This window comes from Methylophaga muralis (genome assembly GCF_001720165.1).
Lineage (GTDB): Bacteria > Pseudomonadota > Gammaproteobacteria > Nitrosococcales > Methylophagaceae > Methylophaga > Methylophaga muralis.
This window is the reverse complement of sequence record NZ_MCRI01000031.1, coordinates 1-18,545: the sequence shown is the minus strand read 5'-3', so window position 1 is coordinate 18,545 and position 18,545 is coordinate 1. Positions and strand designations below refer to the sequence as shown.

18 protein-coding genes are annotated in these 18,545 nt (G+C 44.1%); 5 read left to right on the top strand and 13 right to left on the bottom strand.

Going from position 1 to position 18,545, the window contains the following annotated elements; all coding sequences use genetic code 11:
- The 13 genes from rfbG to flgB form a co-directional block, all read right to left on the bottom strand.
- Window positions 1-1,101, bottom strand: coding sequence for a CDP-glucose 4,6-dehydratase (gene rfbG, locus A9E74_RS11020; RefSeq protein ID WP_084003053.1), 1,101 nt, complete (start codon window positions 1,099-1,101; stop codon window positions 1-3).
- Window positions 1,065-1,832 (bottom strand): glucose-1-phosphate cytidylyltransferase, encoded by a 768-nt coding sequence (rfbF, locus tag A9E74_RS11015; RefSeq protein ID WP_069296673.1) that lies wholly within the window; start codon window positions 1,830-1,832, stop codon window positions 1,065-1,067. The genes rfbG and rfbF overlap by 37 nt, the downstream gene beginning before the upstream one ends.
- 37 nt (window positions 1,833-1,869) lie before the next feature.
- On the bottom strand, window positions 1,870-2,775 hold the full coding sequence (gene flgL / locus A9E74_RS11010) for a flagellar hook-associated protein FlgL (protein ID WP_069296672.1): 906 nt from the start codon (window positions 2,773-2,775) through the stop codon (window positions 1,870-1,872).
- An 11-nt stretch (window positions 2,776-2,786) separates the two neighbouring features.
- Window positions 2,787-4,178, bottom strand: a complete 1,392-nt coding sequence (flgK, locus tag A9E74_RS11005) for a flagellar hook-associated protein FlgK (protein ID WP_069296671.1) — start codon at window positions 4,176-4,178, stop codon at window positions 2,787-2,789.
- 30 nt (window positions 4,179-4,208) lie between these two features.
- Entirely contained in the window at window positions 4,209-5,183 is a 975-nt protein-coding gene (flgJ, locus tag A9E74_RS11000) for a flagellar assembly peptidoglycan hydrolase FlgJ (RefSeq protein ID WP_069296670.1), read from the bottom strand.
- Between the two features lie 16 nt (window positions 5,184-5,199).
- Window positions 5,200-6,300, bottom strand: coding sequence for a flagellar basal body P-ring protein FlgI (locus A9E74_RS10995; RefSeq protein WP_069296669.1), 1,101 nt, complete (start codon window positions 6,298-6,300; stop codon window positions 5,200-5,202).
- Window positions 6,301-6,312: 12 nt separating this feature from the next.
- Complete coding sequence (gene flgH / locus A9E74_RS10990; protein ID WP_069296668.1) at window positions 6,313-7,020, bottom strand: flagellar basal body L-ring protein FlgH; 708 nt, start codon at window positions 7,018-7,020, stop codon at window positions 6,313-6,315.
- A gap of 149 nt (window positions 7,021-7,169) precedes the next feature.
- A complete protein-coding gene (gene flgG, locus A9E74_RS10985) occupies window positions 7,170-7,955 on the bottom strand; it encodes a flagellar basal-body rod protein FlgG (RefSeq protein WP_069296667.1) in 786 nt (261 codons plus the stop codon).
- 33 nt (window positions 7,956-7,988) lie between these two features.
- On the bottom strand, window positions 7,989-8,732 hold the full coding sequence (gene flgF, locus A9E74_RS10980; RefSeq protein ID WP_069296666.1) for a flagellar basal-body rod protein FlgF: 744 nt from the start codon (window positions 8,730-8,732) through the stop codon (window positions 7,989-7,991).
- Between the two features lie 45 nt (window positions 8,733-8,777).
- Window positions 8,778-10,061 carry a flagellar hook protein FlgE gene (gene flgE, locus A9E74_RS10975; protein WP_069296665.1) on the bottom strand — a complete coding sequence of 428 codons (1,284 nt, stop codon included), beginning with the start codon at window positions 10,059-10,061 and terminating at the stop codon, window positions 8,778-8,780.
- Window positions 10,062-10,072: 11 nt separating this feature from the next.
- Window positions 10,073-10,756 carry a flagellar hook assembly protein FlgD gene (locus tag A9E74_RS10970; protein ID WP_069296664.1) on the bottom strand — a complete coding sequence of 228 codons (684 nt, stop codon included), beginning with the start codon at window positions 10,754-10,756 and terminating at the stop codon, window positions 10,073-10,075.
- A gap of 18 nt (window positions 10,757-10,774) precedes the next feature.
- Window positions 10,775-11,188 (bottom strand): flagellar basal body rod protein FlgC, encoded by a 414-nt coding sequence (gene flgC, locus A9E74_RS10965; RefSeq protein WP_069296663.1) that lies wholly within the window; start codon window positions 11,186-11,188, stop codon window positions 10,775-10,777.
- Window positions 11,189-11,194: 6 nt separating this feature from the next.
- Window positions 11,195-11,596 carry a flagellar basal body rod protein FlgB gene (gene flgB, locus A9E74_RS10960; RefSeq protein WP_069296662.1) on the bottom strand — a complete coding sequence of 134 codons (402 nt, stop codon included), beginning with the start codon at window positions 11,594-11,596 and terminating at the stop codon, window positions 11,195-11,197.
- 331 nt (window positions 11,597-11,927) lie between these two features.
- On the opposite strand from flgB, the gene A9E74_RS14800 reads away from it, so the two are divergent.
- The 5 genes from A9E74_RS14800 to A9E74_RS10935 are packed head-to-tail and all read left to right on the top strand — an operon-like array spanning window position 11,928 to window position 18,233.
- Window positions 11,928-12,482, top strand: coding sequence for a GspH/FimT family pseudopilin (locus tag A9E74_RS14800; RefSeq protein ID WP_084003052.1), 555 nt, complete (start codon window positions 11,928-11,930; stop codon window positions 12,480-12,482).
- Window positions 12,473-12,928, top strand: a complete 456-nt coding sequence (gene pilV / locus A9E74_RS10950) for a type IV pilus modification protein PilV (protein WP_069296661.1) — start codon at window positions 12,473-12,475, stop codon at window positions 12,926-12,928. Before A9E74_RS14800 ends, pilV begins: the two co-directional genes overlap by 10 nt.
- Window positions 12,928-13,950 carry a PilW family protein gene (locus A9E74_RS10945; RefSeq protein WP_069296660.1) on the top strand — a complete coding sequence of 341 codons (1,023 nt, stop codon included), beginning with the start codon at window positions 12,928-12,930 and terminating at the stop codon, window positions 13,948-13,950. The genes pilV and A9E74_RS10945 overlap by 1 nt, the downstream gene beginning before the upstream one ends.
- Window positions 13,951-13,963: 13 nt before the next feature.
- A complete protein-coding gene (locus A9E74_RS10940; RefSeq protein ID WP_069296659.1) occupies window positions 13,964-14,512 on the top strand; it encodes a pilus assembly PilX family protein in 549 nt (182 codons plus the stop codon).
- A complete protein-coding gene (locus tag A9E74_RS10935; protein ID WP_245652147.1) occupies window positions 14,463-18,233 on the top strand; it encodes a pilus assembly protein in 3,771 nt (1,256 codons plus the stop codon). Before A9E74_RS10940 ends, A9E74_RS10935 begins: the two co-directional genes overlap by 50 nt.
- Window positions 18,234-18,545: the final 312 nt, after the last annotated feature.

Sequence of the window (18,545 nt, the reverse complement as noted above, 5' to 3'; positions counted from 1 at the left end):
TCATAACCAGCTGACCCCTGACTTGCTGGCATCATCGACATAGTGTTGCCATTGTATTGCCGTATCGACCCGGGCCTCTTCTACAAATTTTTTATACCAAAGGGCTGTATTTTCAGTGGCTTGATTCAAGTCCCACACTGATTTCCAAGCTAATTGTTTACGTGCTTTATCACTATTAATACCAAGGCAGATCGTCTCATGTAGTGAGGCATCATCTGAAATATGCCAAGAAAACGCTGGCCAATGTGCATGGATGGATTCCAACACATCGCTCACGGTGGCAAATTGCTCGGAGTCAGGACCAAAATTCCAGGCTTGTGCATAAGCGACCTGCCTCTCCAATAACTTTTGCCCCAATAACAGGTAACCACTCAATGAATCCAAAACATGTTGCCAAGGTCTTGAGGATTGGGGAGAACGAACTTCTAGTGGCATATTTGTCATGACACTTCTGACAGCATCAGGGATCAATCGATCGACTGACCAGTCTCCTCCTCCAATAACATTCCCTGCTCGGGCAGTGGCTAATAAAACATCTTGCTGCTCAAAATAAGATTTTCGGTAACTATCAACTACCAGTTCTGTAGCTGCTTTGGAAGCACTGTAGGGATCATGACCACCCAGACGATCAGCTTCCGTGTAACCTTCCTTTTTTTCATGGTTCTCATAGCACTTATCACTGGTGATAACCACAATGGACTTAACAGATGTTATGTGTCGGCAAGCTTCTAACAGGTTAACCGTTCCCATTACATTCGTTGACCAAGTTTCGCGAGGCTCAATATATGAAAGTCTGACAATGGGTTGGGCAGCTAAATGAAAAACCATGTCGGGCTGCCAGACGGAAATAACTTCCGTTAAAGTTTGATAATCACGAATATCAATGATTTTTTGCTGTATATCGAGATTTAATAAAGACCAATGATTGGGGTCTGTATCTGGCTCCAAAGCTAAGCCATAAACTTTTGCCCCCATCTGAGATAACCAAAATGCCAGCCAGCTTCCTTTAAAACCAGTATGTCCGGTAACTAATACTTTTTTATCTCGATAAATATCAGCAAACATTACTCCCAAACCTTCCAGGGAGCTGTTGTCTGCCATAGATTTTCTAAGTTGACTTTATCTCGTAGCGTATCCATTGCTTTCCAAAACCCTGTATGACGATAGGCCATTAAAGCCTGCTGGTCTGCCAGTTTTTTTAGCGGGGTTTCTTCCCATGCTGTGTTAGGTCCATCAATAAAGTCTATGACTTGTGGTTCCAACACAAAAAAACCACCATTGATCCATGAGCCATCACCTGCTGGTTTTTCTTGAAACTGTTCGACACTCTCACTATTTAGATTAAGTGCGCCGTATCGCCCTGGCGGTTGGATGGCAGTGACTGTAGCTAATTTTCCATGCGCTTGGTGAAACTCAATCAGTTTCTGAATATTAATGTCAGATACACCATCACCATAAGTAAAGCAGAATGTCTCATTCCCAATATACTCTCTTACTTTCTGCAATCGTCCACCTGTTTGAGTGTCTTCTCCCGTTTCAATCAGAGTGACTTTCCATGGCTCAACATGCTTTTCATGAACTTGCATTTCGTTATTTGCCATATCAAAAGTGACATCTGACATATGCAGAAAGTAATTGGCGAAATATTCTTTTACTACATAGCCTTTGTAGCCAAGACAGATAATAAAGTCATTGACTCCATAGTGAGAGTACTGCTTCATGATATGCCAAATAATGGGTTTTCCACCTATCGTAATCATTGGCTTGGGCTTTAGGTGTGACTCTTCACTGATTCTGGTGCCCAAACCGCCGGCAAGAATGACTGCTTTCATAGATGGTCCAATGTGATTAAGTTGGGCCTAAAGTGTTTCACAAATAGTTAAACAACGACAATCCCTGAACTTTAACATATACCTGCTGTGCCGCTTGAAGTCCTACCGATTGCAGATTTAAACGGCTGATTGCTTCAGCCATATCCAAACCTTCAATCTGAGTAAGAGTAGTCTCTAAGCTGAACTTAGAACTTTCATTGATATCCTGTTGCATGGTAATAGCATTTTGGCGTGTACCAATTCGCGTTCGTGCTTCTAGAGAGGCATCCATAGCGTAATCCATATTTGCCAGAAAATCGCCATTGTTCGGTGGCGTTCCGACCGTACCGGTAGATAATGAATTACTGAAATTCTGAATGGTTTGAAAGATGGCTTGATTGGGCCCAGCGACCGTTTGGGTGACAAACAAAGTATTACCGGGTTCATTAATTTCGACCAGATAGCCATCGCTGACACGCAATTGGCGCTGTCCGCCATCACCGTTGTATGCAAAAGTTGTTGTGTCAAATGGCTGTACATCGGATTGATAACCCGAGAAAAAATATTCGCCATTGGCATCAGTACTATTCACCAAGGCAACCAAAGAGCTGTTCAACTGATTAATTTCTTCGGCAATACCTTGTCGTGCGTTATCACTATTGGTATCGTTCAGCCCTTGCACAGCCAACTCACGGATCCGCTGCATAATATCACCGGCACTTTTGAGGACCCCATCAGTGGTGCTAAGACGACTCTCTGCAACATCCGCATTGTCCTGATACTGCTTGGCAAGACCGATTTGACGTTGCAAATCCAGCATTTTAACGGCACCGATTGGATCATCCGATGGGGTTAGAATTCGTTTAGTTGTTGAAACCTGTAATTGCGTTTTCGCAAGTTCATTTTGTTGCCGCAACATCGCTTCCAGGCTTTGCTGTGTAATGTAATTAGTGGAGATCCGCATTAGTCCATCTCCTATAAAGCATTAAGTAATGAATTAAATACCGTATTAGAAACGGTAATGATCTGTGAGGCAGCCTGATAGGCTTGTTGAAACTTGATCAGATTAGCAGCTTCTTCATCCAGGTTGACACCTGAAACACTCTCAGCACGTTGACGAATTTGACTGACCAATCCTGCCTGTGTTTGCTGGGTTACAGACGCTTGATTTGTTCTTGTCGCGACTTGAGAAACAATGGAACCATATTGTTCATTAAACGAGCGAGAAATAACCGGTGGGCCGGGATCCAACACCACAGTGGTTTTGTCTGTTTGCAGAGCGGCCATTGCCAAGGCATTTTCATTATTACCGACACCGGAATTGGTCGTCGATGAAGCCGCGATTAATCTGGTATCGGTGATAGCCATCCGCATCGTGCCTGCCGTAATTCCTGCAGCATCAAAGAAATCAACACCGGCATTGCCGTTCAGATCAATACCATTGTCATGCACATCATTGAATGCTGTAACAACAGCTTCAGCCAGCACATCTAGTTCGGCACGGGTTGTATCCACGATACTGGTACGAGCAAGCAAAGCTCCACCGATTTCACCACCGGTAATTTGTTGGGTGACATTTATCTGTGAAGAGCCAAAACCAATTGCGGTTCGTGGAGGATTTGTGCTGTTATCAGGAATGGCGGAAAGCACAGTCCGCGTATTGCCAACCACCAGACCTTGCCCATTACCGATAAACACATTGACTGAACCATTAGCCTGCTCAACCACATTGACTGAAACCAGTTCAGAAAGATCGTTGATTAATTTATCGCGTTTATCGAGTAAATCATTGGGTTGATAGCCTGCAGCCAGAGATTCCGATATAGACTTATTTAAATCCACAATGCCTTGAGACAACACATTAATATCATTAATGGATACTGAGATAGTGTTATCAATTTGTCGATCTAGTTCGCTTAATTGACTATTCATCGTGTTAAAACGATTCGCCAGCAATTCCCCTTGCGTTAACATTACTTGCCGGGCAGCAATGGAAGTCGGATCGTTGGCAACTTCTTGAACAGAGTTAAAAAATGCTTCCAGACCACCATTGATGCTTAATGAGGAAGTGCCCAATAAATCATCAACCTGTTTGGAAAATGTCAAAAAACCGTCTTGCTGAGATTCTGCCGAAGTGTAAGTTCGAATCTGATTGATCAAAAACTGATTGAAAATACGATCAACACCAGTGATTCCAACACCGTTGCCAATGTAATATCCGCCTTCAAAATTGGCAGGTTGGGTGCCTTGATCAGTGCGCTGTCGTGAATACCCAGCAGTATTCACATTACTGATGTTATGACTGGTGGTGGCCAGTGCCGTTTGGGCGGCTAATAAAGCGGAACTACCAATATTCAGCATGCTCATTTAGATCATCCTCTGCGAGCTTTTGCTGGGTTAATACCCCAGATTCTGAATATATTTATGCGAAATCTGTGCCAGTGTGTCGCCATTCATGATGCGTTTGATTTTATTGGCATATTGCGGATCGGTGGCATAGCCAGCTTCATGCAGTTTTTCGACAAATCTTTCCGGTCTGGCGACATGTTTTAATGCTTCCTGATAACGCGGCTGAGACTGCAAGAAGCTGACATAATCATCAAATGATTGCTGATAGTCATCATATGAACGGAATCGGGATTGTTCGGTAACCGGTTTGCCATTGCGATATTCCAACGCATTTTTCGCGACAAAATCACCATCCCAGCGGCTGTCGGCTTTAATATTGAATAAATTAAAGCTTGATTGCCCTTCATTATCTTTGAGCACATATCGGCCCCAGCCCGTTTCCAACGCCGCTTGTGACAAAATGACATCTGCTGAAGTACCCAATCTTTCTGCCGCTTTCTGAGCTAGCGGCCATAATTTTTCAACAAAATCTTCCGGTGACTTAAACCGCTGCGGCATAACCTTCATTTGCGTGCTGGCGGCAACTTCATCAATACTGTCTTCATTAACCTTGTCAGCCTTTTCATGGATCTCTTTGACCATGCGCCGCAAGTCTTGACGCACTGTGACCGTATCAAAACTAAAGGTTTCACCGCCAGTTGGAATATCTGAACGGACCTCGCCTCCCAACTGCCGGAGGATCACATCCTGCAAGCCCAGCCCGCCACGTTTGGATAAATCCATTGCCAGCTGCTGGTCGGCCATATCGCGATAGGTTTTGCTGTGATTAGAATCAAATATGCCTTCAGCAAGACTGGCCTGACGCATGCTTTTCAACATCATCGTGGTGAATAAGGATTCGAATTGAGCAGCAACCTGCCGCATTGTTGCCGCATCATTGTCAGAATTTAATGCCGACTGACGCAGTTGATTAAGCCCATGAAAATCCGTGGCGTTTTGCTGAATATCTGCAGGGATAGTCATGGCTTAATCAATTTACTTAAATTATGACCAGCTCAGCGCGTAAAGCACCGGCTTGTTTTAATGCTTCCAGAATAGCGACCAAATCGCCTGGAGCAGCACCTACCTGATTCACCGCACGGACAATTTCATCCAGAGAAACACCAGGATTGAATACAAACATTCGGCTATTTTCTTCGGTGATTTCGATATTGTAGTTAGGTGTAATGACGGTTTCACCTGCTGAAAAAGCATTGGGTTGAGACACTTCCGGATTCGCAGAAATGGTTACCGACAAGCTGCCGTGTGTTACAGCCGCTGGACTGACACGAACATTTTGTCCAATAACGACCGTACCACTGCGTGAGTTTACGACCACCCTGGCTGCCGCCTCTCCTGGGTTCAACTCAAGGTTTTCAATTAACGATAAAAACGGAACGCGTTGATTCGGATCTCTCGGCGCATTGACTCTAACGGATGCAGCATCCATGGAGCTTGCTGTGCCACGACCCAAGGTTTGATTAATCGCATCAGATAAACGACTTGCCGTAGTAAAGTCGGCTTGATGTAAATTCAAAATAATATAGTCACCGACATTTAATGCATTTTCCACAGTACGTTCAACTGTCGCACCGTTGGGGATACGGCCTGCACTGGGAATGTTTACCGTTACCCGCGATCCATCTCCCGCCTCAGCACCAAAGCCACCTACTACCAGATTACCTTGCGCCATCGCATAGACCTGACCATCAGCACCTTTAAGTGGTGTCATGATTAAACTGCCGCCTCGCAGGCTTTTGGAATCACCAAGTGATGACACTGTGATATCAATGGTTTGCCCGGGTTTGGCAAAAGGCGGCAAATCGGCATGGACAGAAACTGCCGCTATATTTTTGCTTTTAGGATCCACTCCTGCCGGTAAGGTCACTCCCATCTCACGCAACATACTGCGTAACGTCTGGCCGGTAAAAGCCGTTTTATCACCGGTTCCGCTTAGCCCTACGACCAGCCCATATCCGACAAGTTGGTTATTACGCACACCGCCGATAGAGGCTAAATCTTTGATTCGTTCAACTGCCTGAGTAGCCGTCATCATTAACATTAATAAAGCGGCAAATAAGGTATTTATTGTTGTTTTCATTACTCTAACCTCTTAGAAAGGCATTAACGCACTGATGAAGAACCGACTGAGCCAGCCCATCGTGTTTGAATCATTAGAAACTCCATCTCCAACATAGGTAATCTGGGCATCGGCAATACGAATGGATGAAATGGTATTGGTAGCATCAATATCGCGAGGACTGATCATGCCGGTTAAACGCACATATTCATTACCCTGATTAATGGTGACAACCTTCTCACCTCGGACAATCATATTGCCGTTAGATAACACCTCAACCACTGAAACACTGATATCACCGGACAGGCGGTTGTTTTGTTCACTTTCACCTTCACCATCAAAACTGTGATTTGAGCTGGTGCCAAAGGCTAAATTATTGTTATCCGTATTTGCCAGAGGTAAGCCACTTGGCAGGCTGAATTGGGGTGTTGAGCCAAAAATCGTTGGGTTGTTGATATTGTTGCTGCCACTTTTAGAAACGGATGTAGTCGCTTCTTTTTCGGCGTCAGTTCGCTCCTGCAAACGCACCGTCAAAATATCACCTACCCGGCGGGCTTTGTAATCTTCGTACAACGTAATATTGTTACGCACATCAAAGATGGCGCCATCATTACGTTCCACAGGAGCGGTGGCTACCGGACGTACTGCAGCATAGGCAGGATCGCGTTTTACTTCTTTACTGACACATGCGGTAAGTAAAACAAGAGAAGTAATTGTCAGCAGTCGGTAAATGAATTTCATACGTGTCTCCAGGACAAACTTGTGTACAAAAATTATCTTGCAGAGTCCATGCCAGAATTTGTCGAAACTTAGAAAATTGATGGATGAATAATAGCCATAAAAAAACCCCGACGAACATGAGCTGTTCTATCGGGGTTAGTGTTATTTGATTACAGGTTTTGACTAGCGTATTGCAACATTTGATCCGCTGTCGAAATGGCTTTGGAATTCATTTCATAAGCCCGCTGGGTTTCGATCATGTTAATCAGCTCGGTGACTACATTAACGTTTGAGGTCTCTAAAGCACCACCGATTAAACGACCAAAACCATCCAGGGTAGGTGTGCCGGCAATAGGTACTCCACTGGCACCTGTTTCTTTAAACAAATTTTCCCCTACAGGTTGCAAACCGGCAGGATTAACAAAATTTGCCAGCTCAATTTCACCAATCACTGTCGGTTCATTATCGCCTGGTTGGGTTACGCTGACGGTTCCATCAACACCAATCGTAATGCTTTGTACGTCATCAGGAATATTCAGACCTGGATCCAGAAGATAACCGTTCGACATGACTACATCGCCGTCGGCGTTAATCTGGAAGCTGCCGTCGCGTGTGTAGGCAATATCACCATCTGGAAGCAGGATCTGAAAGAATCCCCGACCATCAATAGCAACATCTAATGCATTATTGGTTTGGATAATATTACCTTGGGTGTGCAGTTTTTCAGTGGCAACTGTACGCACACCAGTACCAATCATCAGGCCGGAAGGTAATTGATTGTCCGTAGTAGTTTGCGCGCCTGGCTGGCGGATGGTCTGGTACAACAAATCCTCAAACACGGCCCGATCCTGTTTAAAACCGGTAGTGTTTACGTTTGCCAGATTATTTGAAATAACCGACATTCTTGTTTGTTGAGCATCCAGTCCGGTTTTCGCAATCCACAATGCCTGATTCATACTGTCTCTCCTAAAAACGCTGTTGCAATGTTACTAACCATTTATCTGCAACATGCGTGCCGACGCGGCGCTATTTTCTTCTGCAGTGCTCATCATTTTGACTTGCATCTCATATTTACGTTGTAGCTCAATCATATTCACCAAAGCACCCACCGCATTGACATTGCTGCCTTCGATGGTGCCGGACGCTACTTTGACCGTAGCGTCTAATGGTGCTTCAGTTCCATCAGCCATACGCATCAGGCCATCGCTATCTTTAAAGACATTTTGTAGATCAGGCTTAACCAATTTAATCCGGTCAATTATTGCTAATTCATTTTCTGCTCCGCCAATCGGCCGGATAGAAATAGTACCGTCAACACCGATATCCATTTTTTCAGCAGGTGGGATAGCAATTGGTCCACCTTCACCCATCACCTGTAAACCGGTACCGGTGACTAATTGACCAAATTCTGTGACATGCAGATCACCGGCACGGGTATAACCTTCCCGACCATCCTTACCCATGACAGCAATAAAGCCTTCGCCTTGAACAGAAATATCCAGTTCTCGGCCAGTTGATTGCACACTGCCTTGCTGATAATCGGTGGCAGGCCGTTCGGTCATTGAATACACACGTGTTGGTAAACCTTCACCAAACACCGGCATCGAACGAAATTGTTCTAAATCGGCACGAAACCCCGTGGTGTTAACGTTAGCCAGATTATTGGCATTGGTCGCTTGCGCCAGCATGGTTTGCTGAGCGGCATTCATTGAGATATACAACATGCGATCCATAATTAACCTCTTAACTTTTCAAAACCAACATTAATCATTAACAAACTAACGTAAGTTGATAATTGTTTGGGTGATGGCATTATTGGTTTCAATGGCTTTTGAGTTGGCCTGGAAATTACGTTGCGCTGTGATCAAGCCCACCAACTCTTTGGTCAAATCAACGTTTGATGATTCCAAGGCACCTGACTGAATCAGGCCAAAGCTTCCGGTTCCCGCTTCACCAATACGCACATCTCCAGAAGCAAAAGTGGCTTCCCAGGAAGTATTACCGATTTGTTTCAAACCTTGCGGGTTCGGAAAGTCAGCTAATACAATTTTGCCGATATTGACGGTTTGGCCATTTGAGTATTGCGCTTGCACCAAACCAACATCATTTATATCCAATCCGGTTAGTCGGCCAGTTGGAAATCCATTTTGGTCGGTATCTAAAATTGTAAAAGCTGCTGAGTTTTGGGTTGAGCCGGCAAAGTTTATCTCAAGATTTAAATCGACAGCACCACTGCTTAAACCTGAAAAAGTGTAAGTTTCAGTTGGTGTTACTCCAGCATCCAAAGCACCACCCAAAGCAGGATCAAATGTTAATGTTTTACTCGTCTGACCAGCACCAAACTCTAAACGCGTCTGACTGCCTACAGGTTCATTGATATACACCTCGACTAGCCATTCATTATCAACATTCGTTTTTTGATAATAGTAGGTAAGCGTACTTTCATTACCCAGCGAGTCAAAAATATTGCTGGAGGTTGAATTGGTATAAGTAGTTGGATCTGTTGGATCTATTGCAGTGACTAACGGATCAAACCCCGGTGCCGTTGACGGTAAATTTGCCGCAATATCTACTTCGGTTGTCGCTTGTGGCACCCCCGCGGCTGCAGGTAAACGAATAGGGCTTGTTCCACCGAGGGCCGTAGACGACACACTGCCATTAGGATTAACAGGAAACCCAAGCAAATATTGGCCAGAGCTATTGGTCATATAGCCATCACGATTGATATTAAATGCACCGGCCCGACTATATATAACTTGCTGCGTATCCAGGGCTGGAGACAAAGCATAAAAGCCCTGACCATTACCGCTAATTGCCAGATCAAGAGAATTATTGGTGACTTCTAAATTCCCTTGATTAAATTGCTGGGCAACATTGTTCAATACAACACCAGTGCCGATCGCCGTATTACTATTACCGAAAGTTGATAAGGCATAAACATCACCGAATTCTGCTCGAGAACCTTTAAAACCAATGGTATTAATGTTGGCAATATTATTTGACTTCACATTCAAATCGGCAGTGGCGGCATTGAGGCCTGTTAATGCTGTATTAAATGACATGATGTTACCCCTTAAATAATTTCTTGAACTTCACTAAACGGTACCGAACCGATACCGGCCAGATTGATGGTCAATCCTTGACCGCCTGAGCCAACTAATACGCTATCTACCTTGGCAACAACTGCTGTAGGAAATGCGGTGTTTTGCCCATTCACTGAACCCGTTGCCATAAACTGGTAAACACCTTCAGGTAAGGCCTCACCATCGTTATTCAAGCCATCCCACTCAAAGTTGGTATAGCCCGACGCTGGCCCCATTGGAATGGTTCTGACTAATTCTCCATTAGCGCTGTAAATTTTAATTTCTAAATTTGAAACCGGCTCTGCGACGTTAATTTGTCCACGCATTGGTGAATCAGGAGTCATTACACCGATTGATGATGGAACCATCACTGAACGGCCAACCAATGAAGAACCTTGCAAGGCTTGATCTGATTGCATCGCCTTAGCAAAGCTGGCGAATGAATCCTGCAAATCACTGATACCACTGACTGTGCTGAAGGAAGCTATTTGCCCGAGAAAATCACCACTCTCCATTGGTTTAAGCGGATCCTGATTCATCAGCTGCGTGGTCATCAAGGACATAAAATCCTCCATTTGCAACTTACCCGGGTCTCTCTCTTCATCCTTCGCAGTTGAGTTATTCGTACTGTTGAGAAAAGCATACGGGTTATCATTTACACCATTAATTGCCATTTGAATAACTCCCTGTCGTTATTTGCCAAGCTGCAAAGTTTGCAGCAGCAATTGTTTGGAAGTGTTGGCAATCTCAACATTGTTCTGATACGAACGAGAAGCCGACATCATATTTGCCATTTCTGCAATGGCATCCACATTTGAGTGATAGACATAACCATTTTCATCCGCCAACGGATGTGAAGGATTGTATTCCTGACGAACTGGGGCCTGACTTTCTGTTATTCCCAAAACCTGAACCGATCCGGATTTAAAACCCTGCTGGGCATCATCCAAAACCGTCGCAAAGACTGGCTGGCGAGTACGGTAAGTTTCATTCACACTGCTGCTGACACTGTCCGCATTGGCCAGATTACTGGCTGTAGTATTGAGACGCAGTGACTGCGCGCTCATGCCGCTGCCTGCAATATCGAAAATATTAAATAATGACATGGCAGTTTATTCTCCTTTGATCGCTTTGGTCAGACCTTGAAAGCGACTGCCTAAAAACTCCAGGCTAGCCTGATACTGAATCGCATTTTGCATAAACTGTGCCTGTTCTACTTGCTCATCGACGGTGTTGCCATCTAAAGAGTCCTGAAGTGTTGTGCGATACTGCGTTGCCGCTTCAAAAGGGTTTTCACCGTTACCGGCAATGTGCTTTAGATGAGTTGTGTTTAAAGCGGCAGATTTTTGCCCAGACGCCGCCATCTGCAATGCCGTTTGAAAATCCATATCCTTTGCTTTGTAATTTGGCGTATCTGCATTCACCAAGTTGGTCGCCAGCATTTCTGCACGCTGAGTCCTGATTCTTAATGCATCTGCATGAATTCCCAGGGCTGAATCAAAATTTATTGGCATGCTGTTTCTCCACCACAAACATTCACTTTCACTTACCATAAGCATCATGCGTGCCATAAATTATTTTCATTAATTATCAATTGGTTACAAGTTATACGGCAAACTCAAAAAACCAAAGCGGCAAGCTATTGCCACTCGGCATAAACCATGGATTACAGCTGCTATAATCCCGATACTTTTGAGGCGTCAATTGAAGAAAATCCTGCTGTGGTCGATACATTTGCCAACTGGCTCACGTATTTAAAAAATAGATAGTGGCCGAAGCTTATAAGTTCTTGACCCACAATGTTTTTAGCGTTAAAACCGAAATCATATATGGAGCGACACCAAAGTGAAAAAGTTTGCGGCAAATCATGGTTTCACACTGATAGAGTTAATGATCACATTGGTGGTGGTTGTCATCTTAGTGTCAATCGCCGCTCCAAGCTTTGGCACCATGATCAGGGAAAACCGTGCAGCCACTCAAGCCAACAACCTCCTTTCATCTCTTCAAGTCGCTCGTTCCGAAGCCATTAATCGTAGTGTTCGGGTGAGTATGCGTCGGCTCAGTAACACCAATAGTGTCTGGGAAGATGGCTGGCGTATTTTTACCGATTGGGATGGTGATGGTGTTTTTGATGGTGATTTGGATGAAAAGGATTGCAGTATAGAAGGTCAGGATTGTTTACTAATGGAGCAGCAACCGCTAGGCAACAATATTTCACTAAGGACGGGGGGCGTGCTTACAGTAGGTTTAACATTTTTACCTTCAGGTGAAGTGAGACGTTTAGGAGGCGGCAGTCCAAGCGATACATTTACTTTGTGTATTCCGGACACTAATCAACGAAGCATTGTTATAAACCTCACTGGTAGAGCCCGCATTGCTGAGGGGGATTTATGCCCTTAACTCAACGTGGTTTTACTCTCTTAGAAGTCATGGTTGCTGTATTTGTATTGGCCATCGGTCTGCTAGGCATGGCCCACTTACAAATCACCTCGCTAAAACATAATCAAAGTGCTGAGTTTCGTACACAATCGGCCATGATGGCAGCAGATATGCTGGACAGAATGCGGGCAAACCGAGAAGCGGCTCAGAATGGAAATTATGCCATAGCTATAGGGGACGAGCCCCCAAGCAGTGCCAATACAATTGCCGATGCTGACATTGTCGAGTGGCTTGAAAACCTTTCTTCCTATCTTCCCAATGGGTCAGGACAAATCGCATGTGGGGCATTTAATGTGAATAGCGAGTTTGTTTGTGACATTACGATTAGCTGGACCGAAACCCAGAACGATGGGGATGATTACGGCGATTTAGGCACTTCTACTTTCACTCTCAGTGGGGCCATTTGATGACTCCTGTAAAAAAACAACAAGGCTTATCGTTAGTCGAGTTAATGATTGCCATCGTCCTGGGATTAATTTTGGTAGCAGGTGTTATCGAGTTATTTGTTAATAATCGTCAGGTATATCGTGTTCAAGATGCTCAGTCCCGCTTGCAGGAAAATGGCCGCTACGCGATGAAGGTGATCACCCAATCGATTGAACGCGCAGGCTATCTTGGATGTGCAACACGTTCTGCGCTAAACATAAATAATATATTGAATACTCCGAATGATTATCTATGGGATATCACTACACCAATTGAAGGCAATGAAGCGACTGGGGAGAACCAATGGACCCCGACTCGTGATGTACTTATTACCTCTCCAACAAGTGGGTCGGATATTCTGACTATTCGCACCATTGAACCGCCAGAACTGAGAGTGGTATCGCATCCTACTACTGGTGCACCAGGCAGCGCAGCTATTACGGTTAATAGTGGCAATGGACTTGCTCTTGGAGATATTGTCTTAGCTCATGATTGTGTTGCAGGAGCAATTTTTGAGATAACTTCAGCGACCCCAAACAATGGAACATTGGAGCATGCACAAGGTACCGGAACGTCCGACACTCCCGGAAATTCTACGGCAACGTTAGGTTATAACTTTGGTGCTGGTTGGGTTAATAAAATTGCTACTAACAGTTTTTATATCCGGACACGCGCTAACGCCAATGTTCCCTCTTTATATCTCAAAAATGGCACGACTGACCCGGTAGAGATTGTTGAAGGTATTGAGTCTATGCAAGTTCAATACGGCGTAGACACCTCTGGAAATGGTGCTGCTGATACATATCAAACAGCAGATCAAATTGGCAACTGGAACAACATAGTAAGTGTTCGTATTAGTTTAGTGATGGTCAGTGTGGAAAATAATCTCACGGTAGATGGTGCCCAACCCTATAACTTGGAGGGGGTCACCGTTACACCTGGTGATCGCCGTCTTAGACGCGTATTCACACGAACAGTGACATTACGTAATCGTGTTTCATAGCAGGAATCAGTCGATGAAAAAACAAACTGGTGCAGCGTTGATGGTGAGTTTAGTCATCTTGTTAATAATGACAATGATTGGACTAGCAGCCATGCGAACCAGCTCTATGGCAGAAAAAATGGCAGCCAATACAATGGATGTTGAAATAGCCTTCCAAGCTACTGAAATCGCTTTACGCAGTGCGGAATCCTGGATTGGATCTCTAACCGTCGAACCCGATCCCAATGATAGCGGCTCTAATAACATCTGGGTTGCAGAATCAATGGATCCAGAACTTAATAATGTTGAAAGCTGGTGGCATGAACGTGGTGCAGACTGGTGGGCAGCAAATGGTATTGCCTCTCCGTCAGATATTACTTTTGAAACCAATGCAGGTGCCACTACTATTACAACGCCACGATACATCATCGAATATCAACAATTTGTCACCGACGATCTGGTAGTTGGCACTGGCGGCGGTCCATCTACCGGCCGCGTATATTATCGAATTACAGCTCGTGGTACGGGTGGTAGTGATCAATCAAGAATCCTGCTGCAAAGCACTATGGCTAAGAGGTTTTAATCATGAACAAGTTAGCTTATTTATTGAACCTCTTTTTTTATTGCTTCTCAGTCCAACAGCAATTTTCTCTGCACCATTGAATTTAAGCAATGTTCCTTTATACCTTGGCGGGAATGTTAATCCCAACATTATGTTTATTCTGGATGACTCTGGCTCGATGCAGTTTGAAACAATGCCGGACGCATTGACCAATATGTTCTCTCAATCTTGTTGCACCAACTACCAAATGTGGGTCTATCCCCGCGTTAATGGTTTACATGGTTCTGATGATTATGCGGCAACACGTGTGCCCTCTTTTACTGAAAATAGCATCATGAATCGTGCATTTCGCTCATCCTATGTGAATACGCTTTATTACAATCCGGCAATCACTTATTTACCTTGGGTAAATGCAAATGGAACATCAATGCCCAATGCCTCCCCATCGGCAGCGCCCAATCGGCCACTATTTCCCGGCTTTGGTACACGTAATCTGACGGCCGATAACACACAAACTGTTCCATGGATGGATAACCGGACTAATAGCTCAACAAATGCATCTCGCACTTTTTATCCAGCCGTCTATTGGACATATACGGGACCAGCTATTGCTGATTTGAATGCTGCAATCCTTGATGCCAATAGCGCGTTGTGGGTTGCAGCAAATTACACTCGAACTGAGATTCGATCTTCAACCACAACATATAGCGGACATGGTCGAGAAAACAGAACAGAATGCTCCGGAGGGGTTTGCACTTACGAGCAGGAAATCCAAAATTTTGCCAATTGGTATAGCTATCATCGGAACCGTATTTTTGCTTCCCGTGCAGGCATTGGACGTGCATTTGCCACGCAATCTGAAACTATGCGGGTTGGTTATGGCGCTATTAATAAAAGTGCAAGTTCTGTTGACTCTGTTTCCACCAATACCATTATCAATGGGGTGCGTCCATTTACCGGTAGTAGCCGCACAGATTTTTACACTCAGCTTTACCAACGAGATATTCCAGCACTTGGAACACCATTAAGGCGGGCTTTAGGGGCTGCTGGTGAATATTTTAGTCGTGCAGATGAACGTGGCCCCTGGAGTACTACCCCTGGACAGGCAGGTGGTGAAGATCTTATCTGTCGCCAAAGTTATACCATTCTAATGTCTGATGGTGCAGCATCAGGGACCACAACAAATGCTGCTGCCGGAAACGCCTCTCAAAACAACGATGGAACAACGGATAACTCAACCGAAAATTCTAACCCAGATGGCACAGATTATAGTTACAGTCCAATTAATCCATTCCAGGATAATATAAGTGGCACACTAGCAGATGCTGCTATGTATTATTGGAAACGTGATCTACGTACTGATCTTGAAAATAAAGTCCCTACAACTTTAATCAATCCTGCGTATTGGCAGCATATGGTTACTTTTACTGTTGGTTTGGGCGTGTCGGGTTCAATTGACCCTGACGATGCTTTTGCCGCCATTGCTACCAGTGCATCCATTAATTGGGGTAATCCCGACTATTCCAATGCAAATTGTACGGGTGCAACATGTACGGCCAGACAGGATGACTTTTTACACGCAGCTTTAAACTCTCGAGGTGGTTTTTTCAGTGCAGCAGATCCTGATACCTTCGCCACAGAATTAGCCGGGATACTCTCTAATATCGCTGATAGGACCTCTTCTGCCTCATCTGTTGCTTTGAACTCAGGATCTATCTCAACCGATAGTAAGGTTTTCCAAGCGCGTTTTAATAGTGGTGACTGGACTGGACAGTTACTCGCTTTTCCAATTATTAATGACAGTGGAAATGAAAATTTCGGTAACCTTTCATCACCAGCTGCATGGGATGCCAGGAATCTCATACCAGCAGCAAATGACCGGAGAATTTTGACCTTTGATGGTACTGAAGGACGTCCATTTCGCTGGTCGAGTATTTCTAATGAACAACAGGCCTTACTAATTTCAGAAGCCAACCTGAATTACCTTCGCGGCAATAAAAGTAACGAGCAAAGTAATGGTGGAAACTTAAGAAATCGTAATTACTTGCTTGGCGATATCATTAATTCTGCCCCAGCTTTTGTTGCAGCGCCATTCCAACGTTATCCGGACAATTGGGGAAGTGGTGCAGCAGAAAATGCTAGTCCCTATTCATCGTTCAAAGCAACAAACAGCAATCGCCAACCTCTTATCTATGTCGGAGCAAATGATGGAATGCTACACGCATTTAATGCCGTTACAGGAGCCGAATGGTTCGCCTATGTACCAGGAGTGGTTTATAACAACCTGCTCGATCTAACTAATCCCAATTATGGCCACAAATACTATGTTGATGGCAGCCCAACAGTGGTTGATGCTTTTATCAACAATCAATGGCGTAGTATTTTAGTATCCGGTTTAGGCGGCGGCGGACAAGGCGTATTTGCTTTAGATGTTACAAATCCCAGTGATTTTTTAAACGAAGGAACAGCTGCCAGTCGTGTCTTGTGGGAATTCACCGATGAATATTATGTGAGTGAAGAAAAAAATGGTCGCGATTTAGGATTTACTTATGGGGACCCGAGTATCGTCAGACTTCAAAATGGCGAGTGGGCAGCCATATTTAGTGGTGGTTACAACAATACCATCGATAACAATGGTGATGGAAATACTGCTGATAGCTCCACTGGAAATGCTGTTTTATTTATTGTACGCCTATCCGATGGTGAGTTAATTGAGACTATTGATACTGAAGTAGGGACAGCTCAAGACCCTACAGGTCAAAGTCGTCCAAATGGCCTAGCCTCACCTGCAGCAGTAGATGTTGATGGTGACTTTATTGTTGATTATGTCTATGCCGGAGACTTGTTTGGCAATATGTGGAAGTTTGATTTAACTAGTAGTTCACCTTCAGACTGGCGCGTAGCTTATGAAAATGGTGGTAACCCACAACCACTCTTTAATGCTTGTTTTGGCAACACTTGTGACTCAGACAATATCCAACCAATCACAACCCGCCCTCAAGTAGTTCGCCACCCCACTTCAAATGGATTTTTAGTTTTGTTTGGGACCGGTAAATATCTTGAGGTTGGAGATAACAGCGCCATAAATCAAACTACCCAAACTTTTTATGCGATATGGGATAAACGCCAAGATGAGTTAACACCGTTTAATCGGTTAAAGTTGTTGGAACAAAAAGTAACCCAAGAAGTTACCGTGGATGGGACAAGTTATCGTGTAACTTCAGATAACAGTATTAATTGGACTAATGATTTGGGTTGGTATATTGACCTGCTGAGCCCGAACACCACTGACAATCTGGGTGAAAGACAGGTTAGTAATTCTATTATTCGTAATGGGCGAGTTATTTTTACAACATTACTGCCTTCCACTGACCCATGTTTACCTGGTGGTTCCGGTTGGTTAATGGAATTAAATTATGCAACAGGTGCACGATTATCTTATTCTCCTTTCGATATTACTGGCGATGGCATTTTTAATGAAGAAGATTTCATTTGTATTGCGAATTGCGAGCTAGATGCGGATGGCAACCCTGATCCAAACAGAGTTTTAGTACCTGCAAGTGGTAAAAAATCTGATGTGGGCATTATTCCAACACCAAGTATTGCAAGTGAAGCAGGGGGGCAGCGTGAATTTAAATATACCAGTGGTTCTTCAGGCAATATCGAAGTAACTGTGGAAAATCCTGGTCCTGGATTTGAGGGAAGACAATCATGGCGCCAACTCGATTTCCAATTCAGGTAATATTAAAAATCATGAAAACATTACTGACACTATTTTTGCTTAGTTTTAGTGTAACTATCTATGCATTGGTTTCATTCCCTTTCACTGGTAAGGTGACCCAACATTTCAATGATTCAGTAAGCATTGAAATCTAAGGGCAAGCCTATTTAGTAAATGAGCAAACAGTTATATAGTGATTCTGAAAATACAAAAAGGATTACGGTTGGAACCACTGTAGGATATGAGCTCGATGACAGTTCAAACAGTAATCCTTTACCAACTATCAAAACGTTTATGGCTTTAGATAGCAACAAATAATCAAGGTAAACTAGC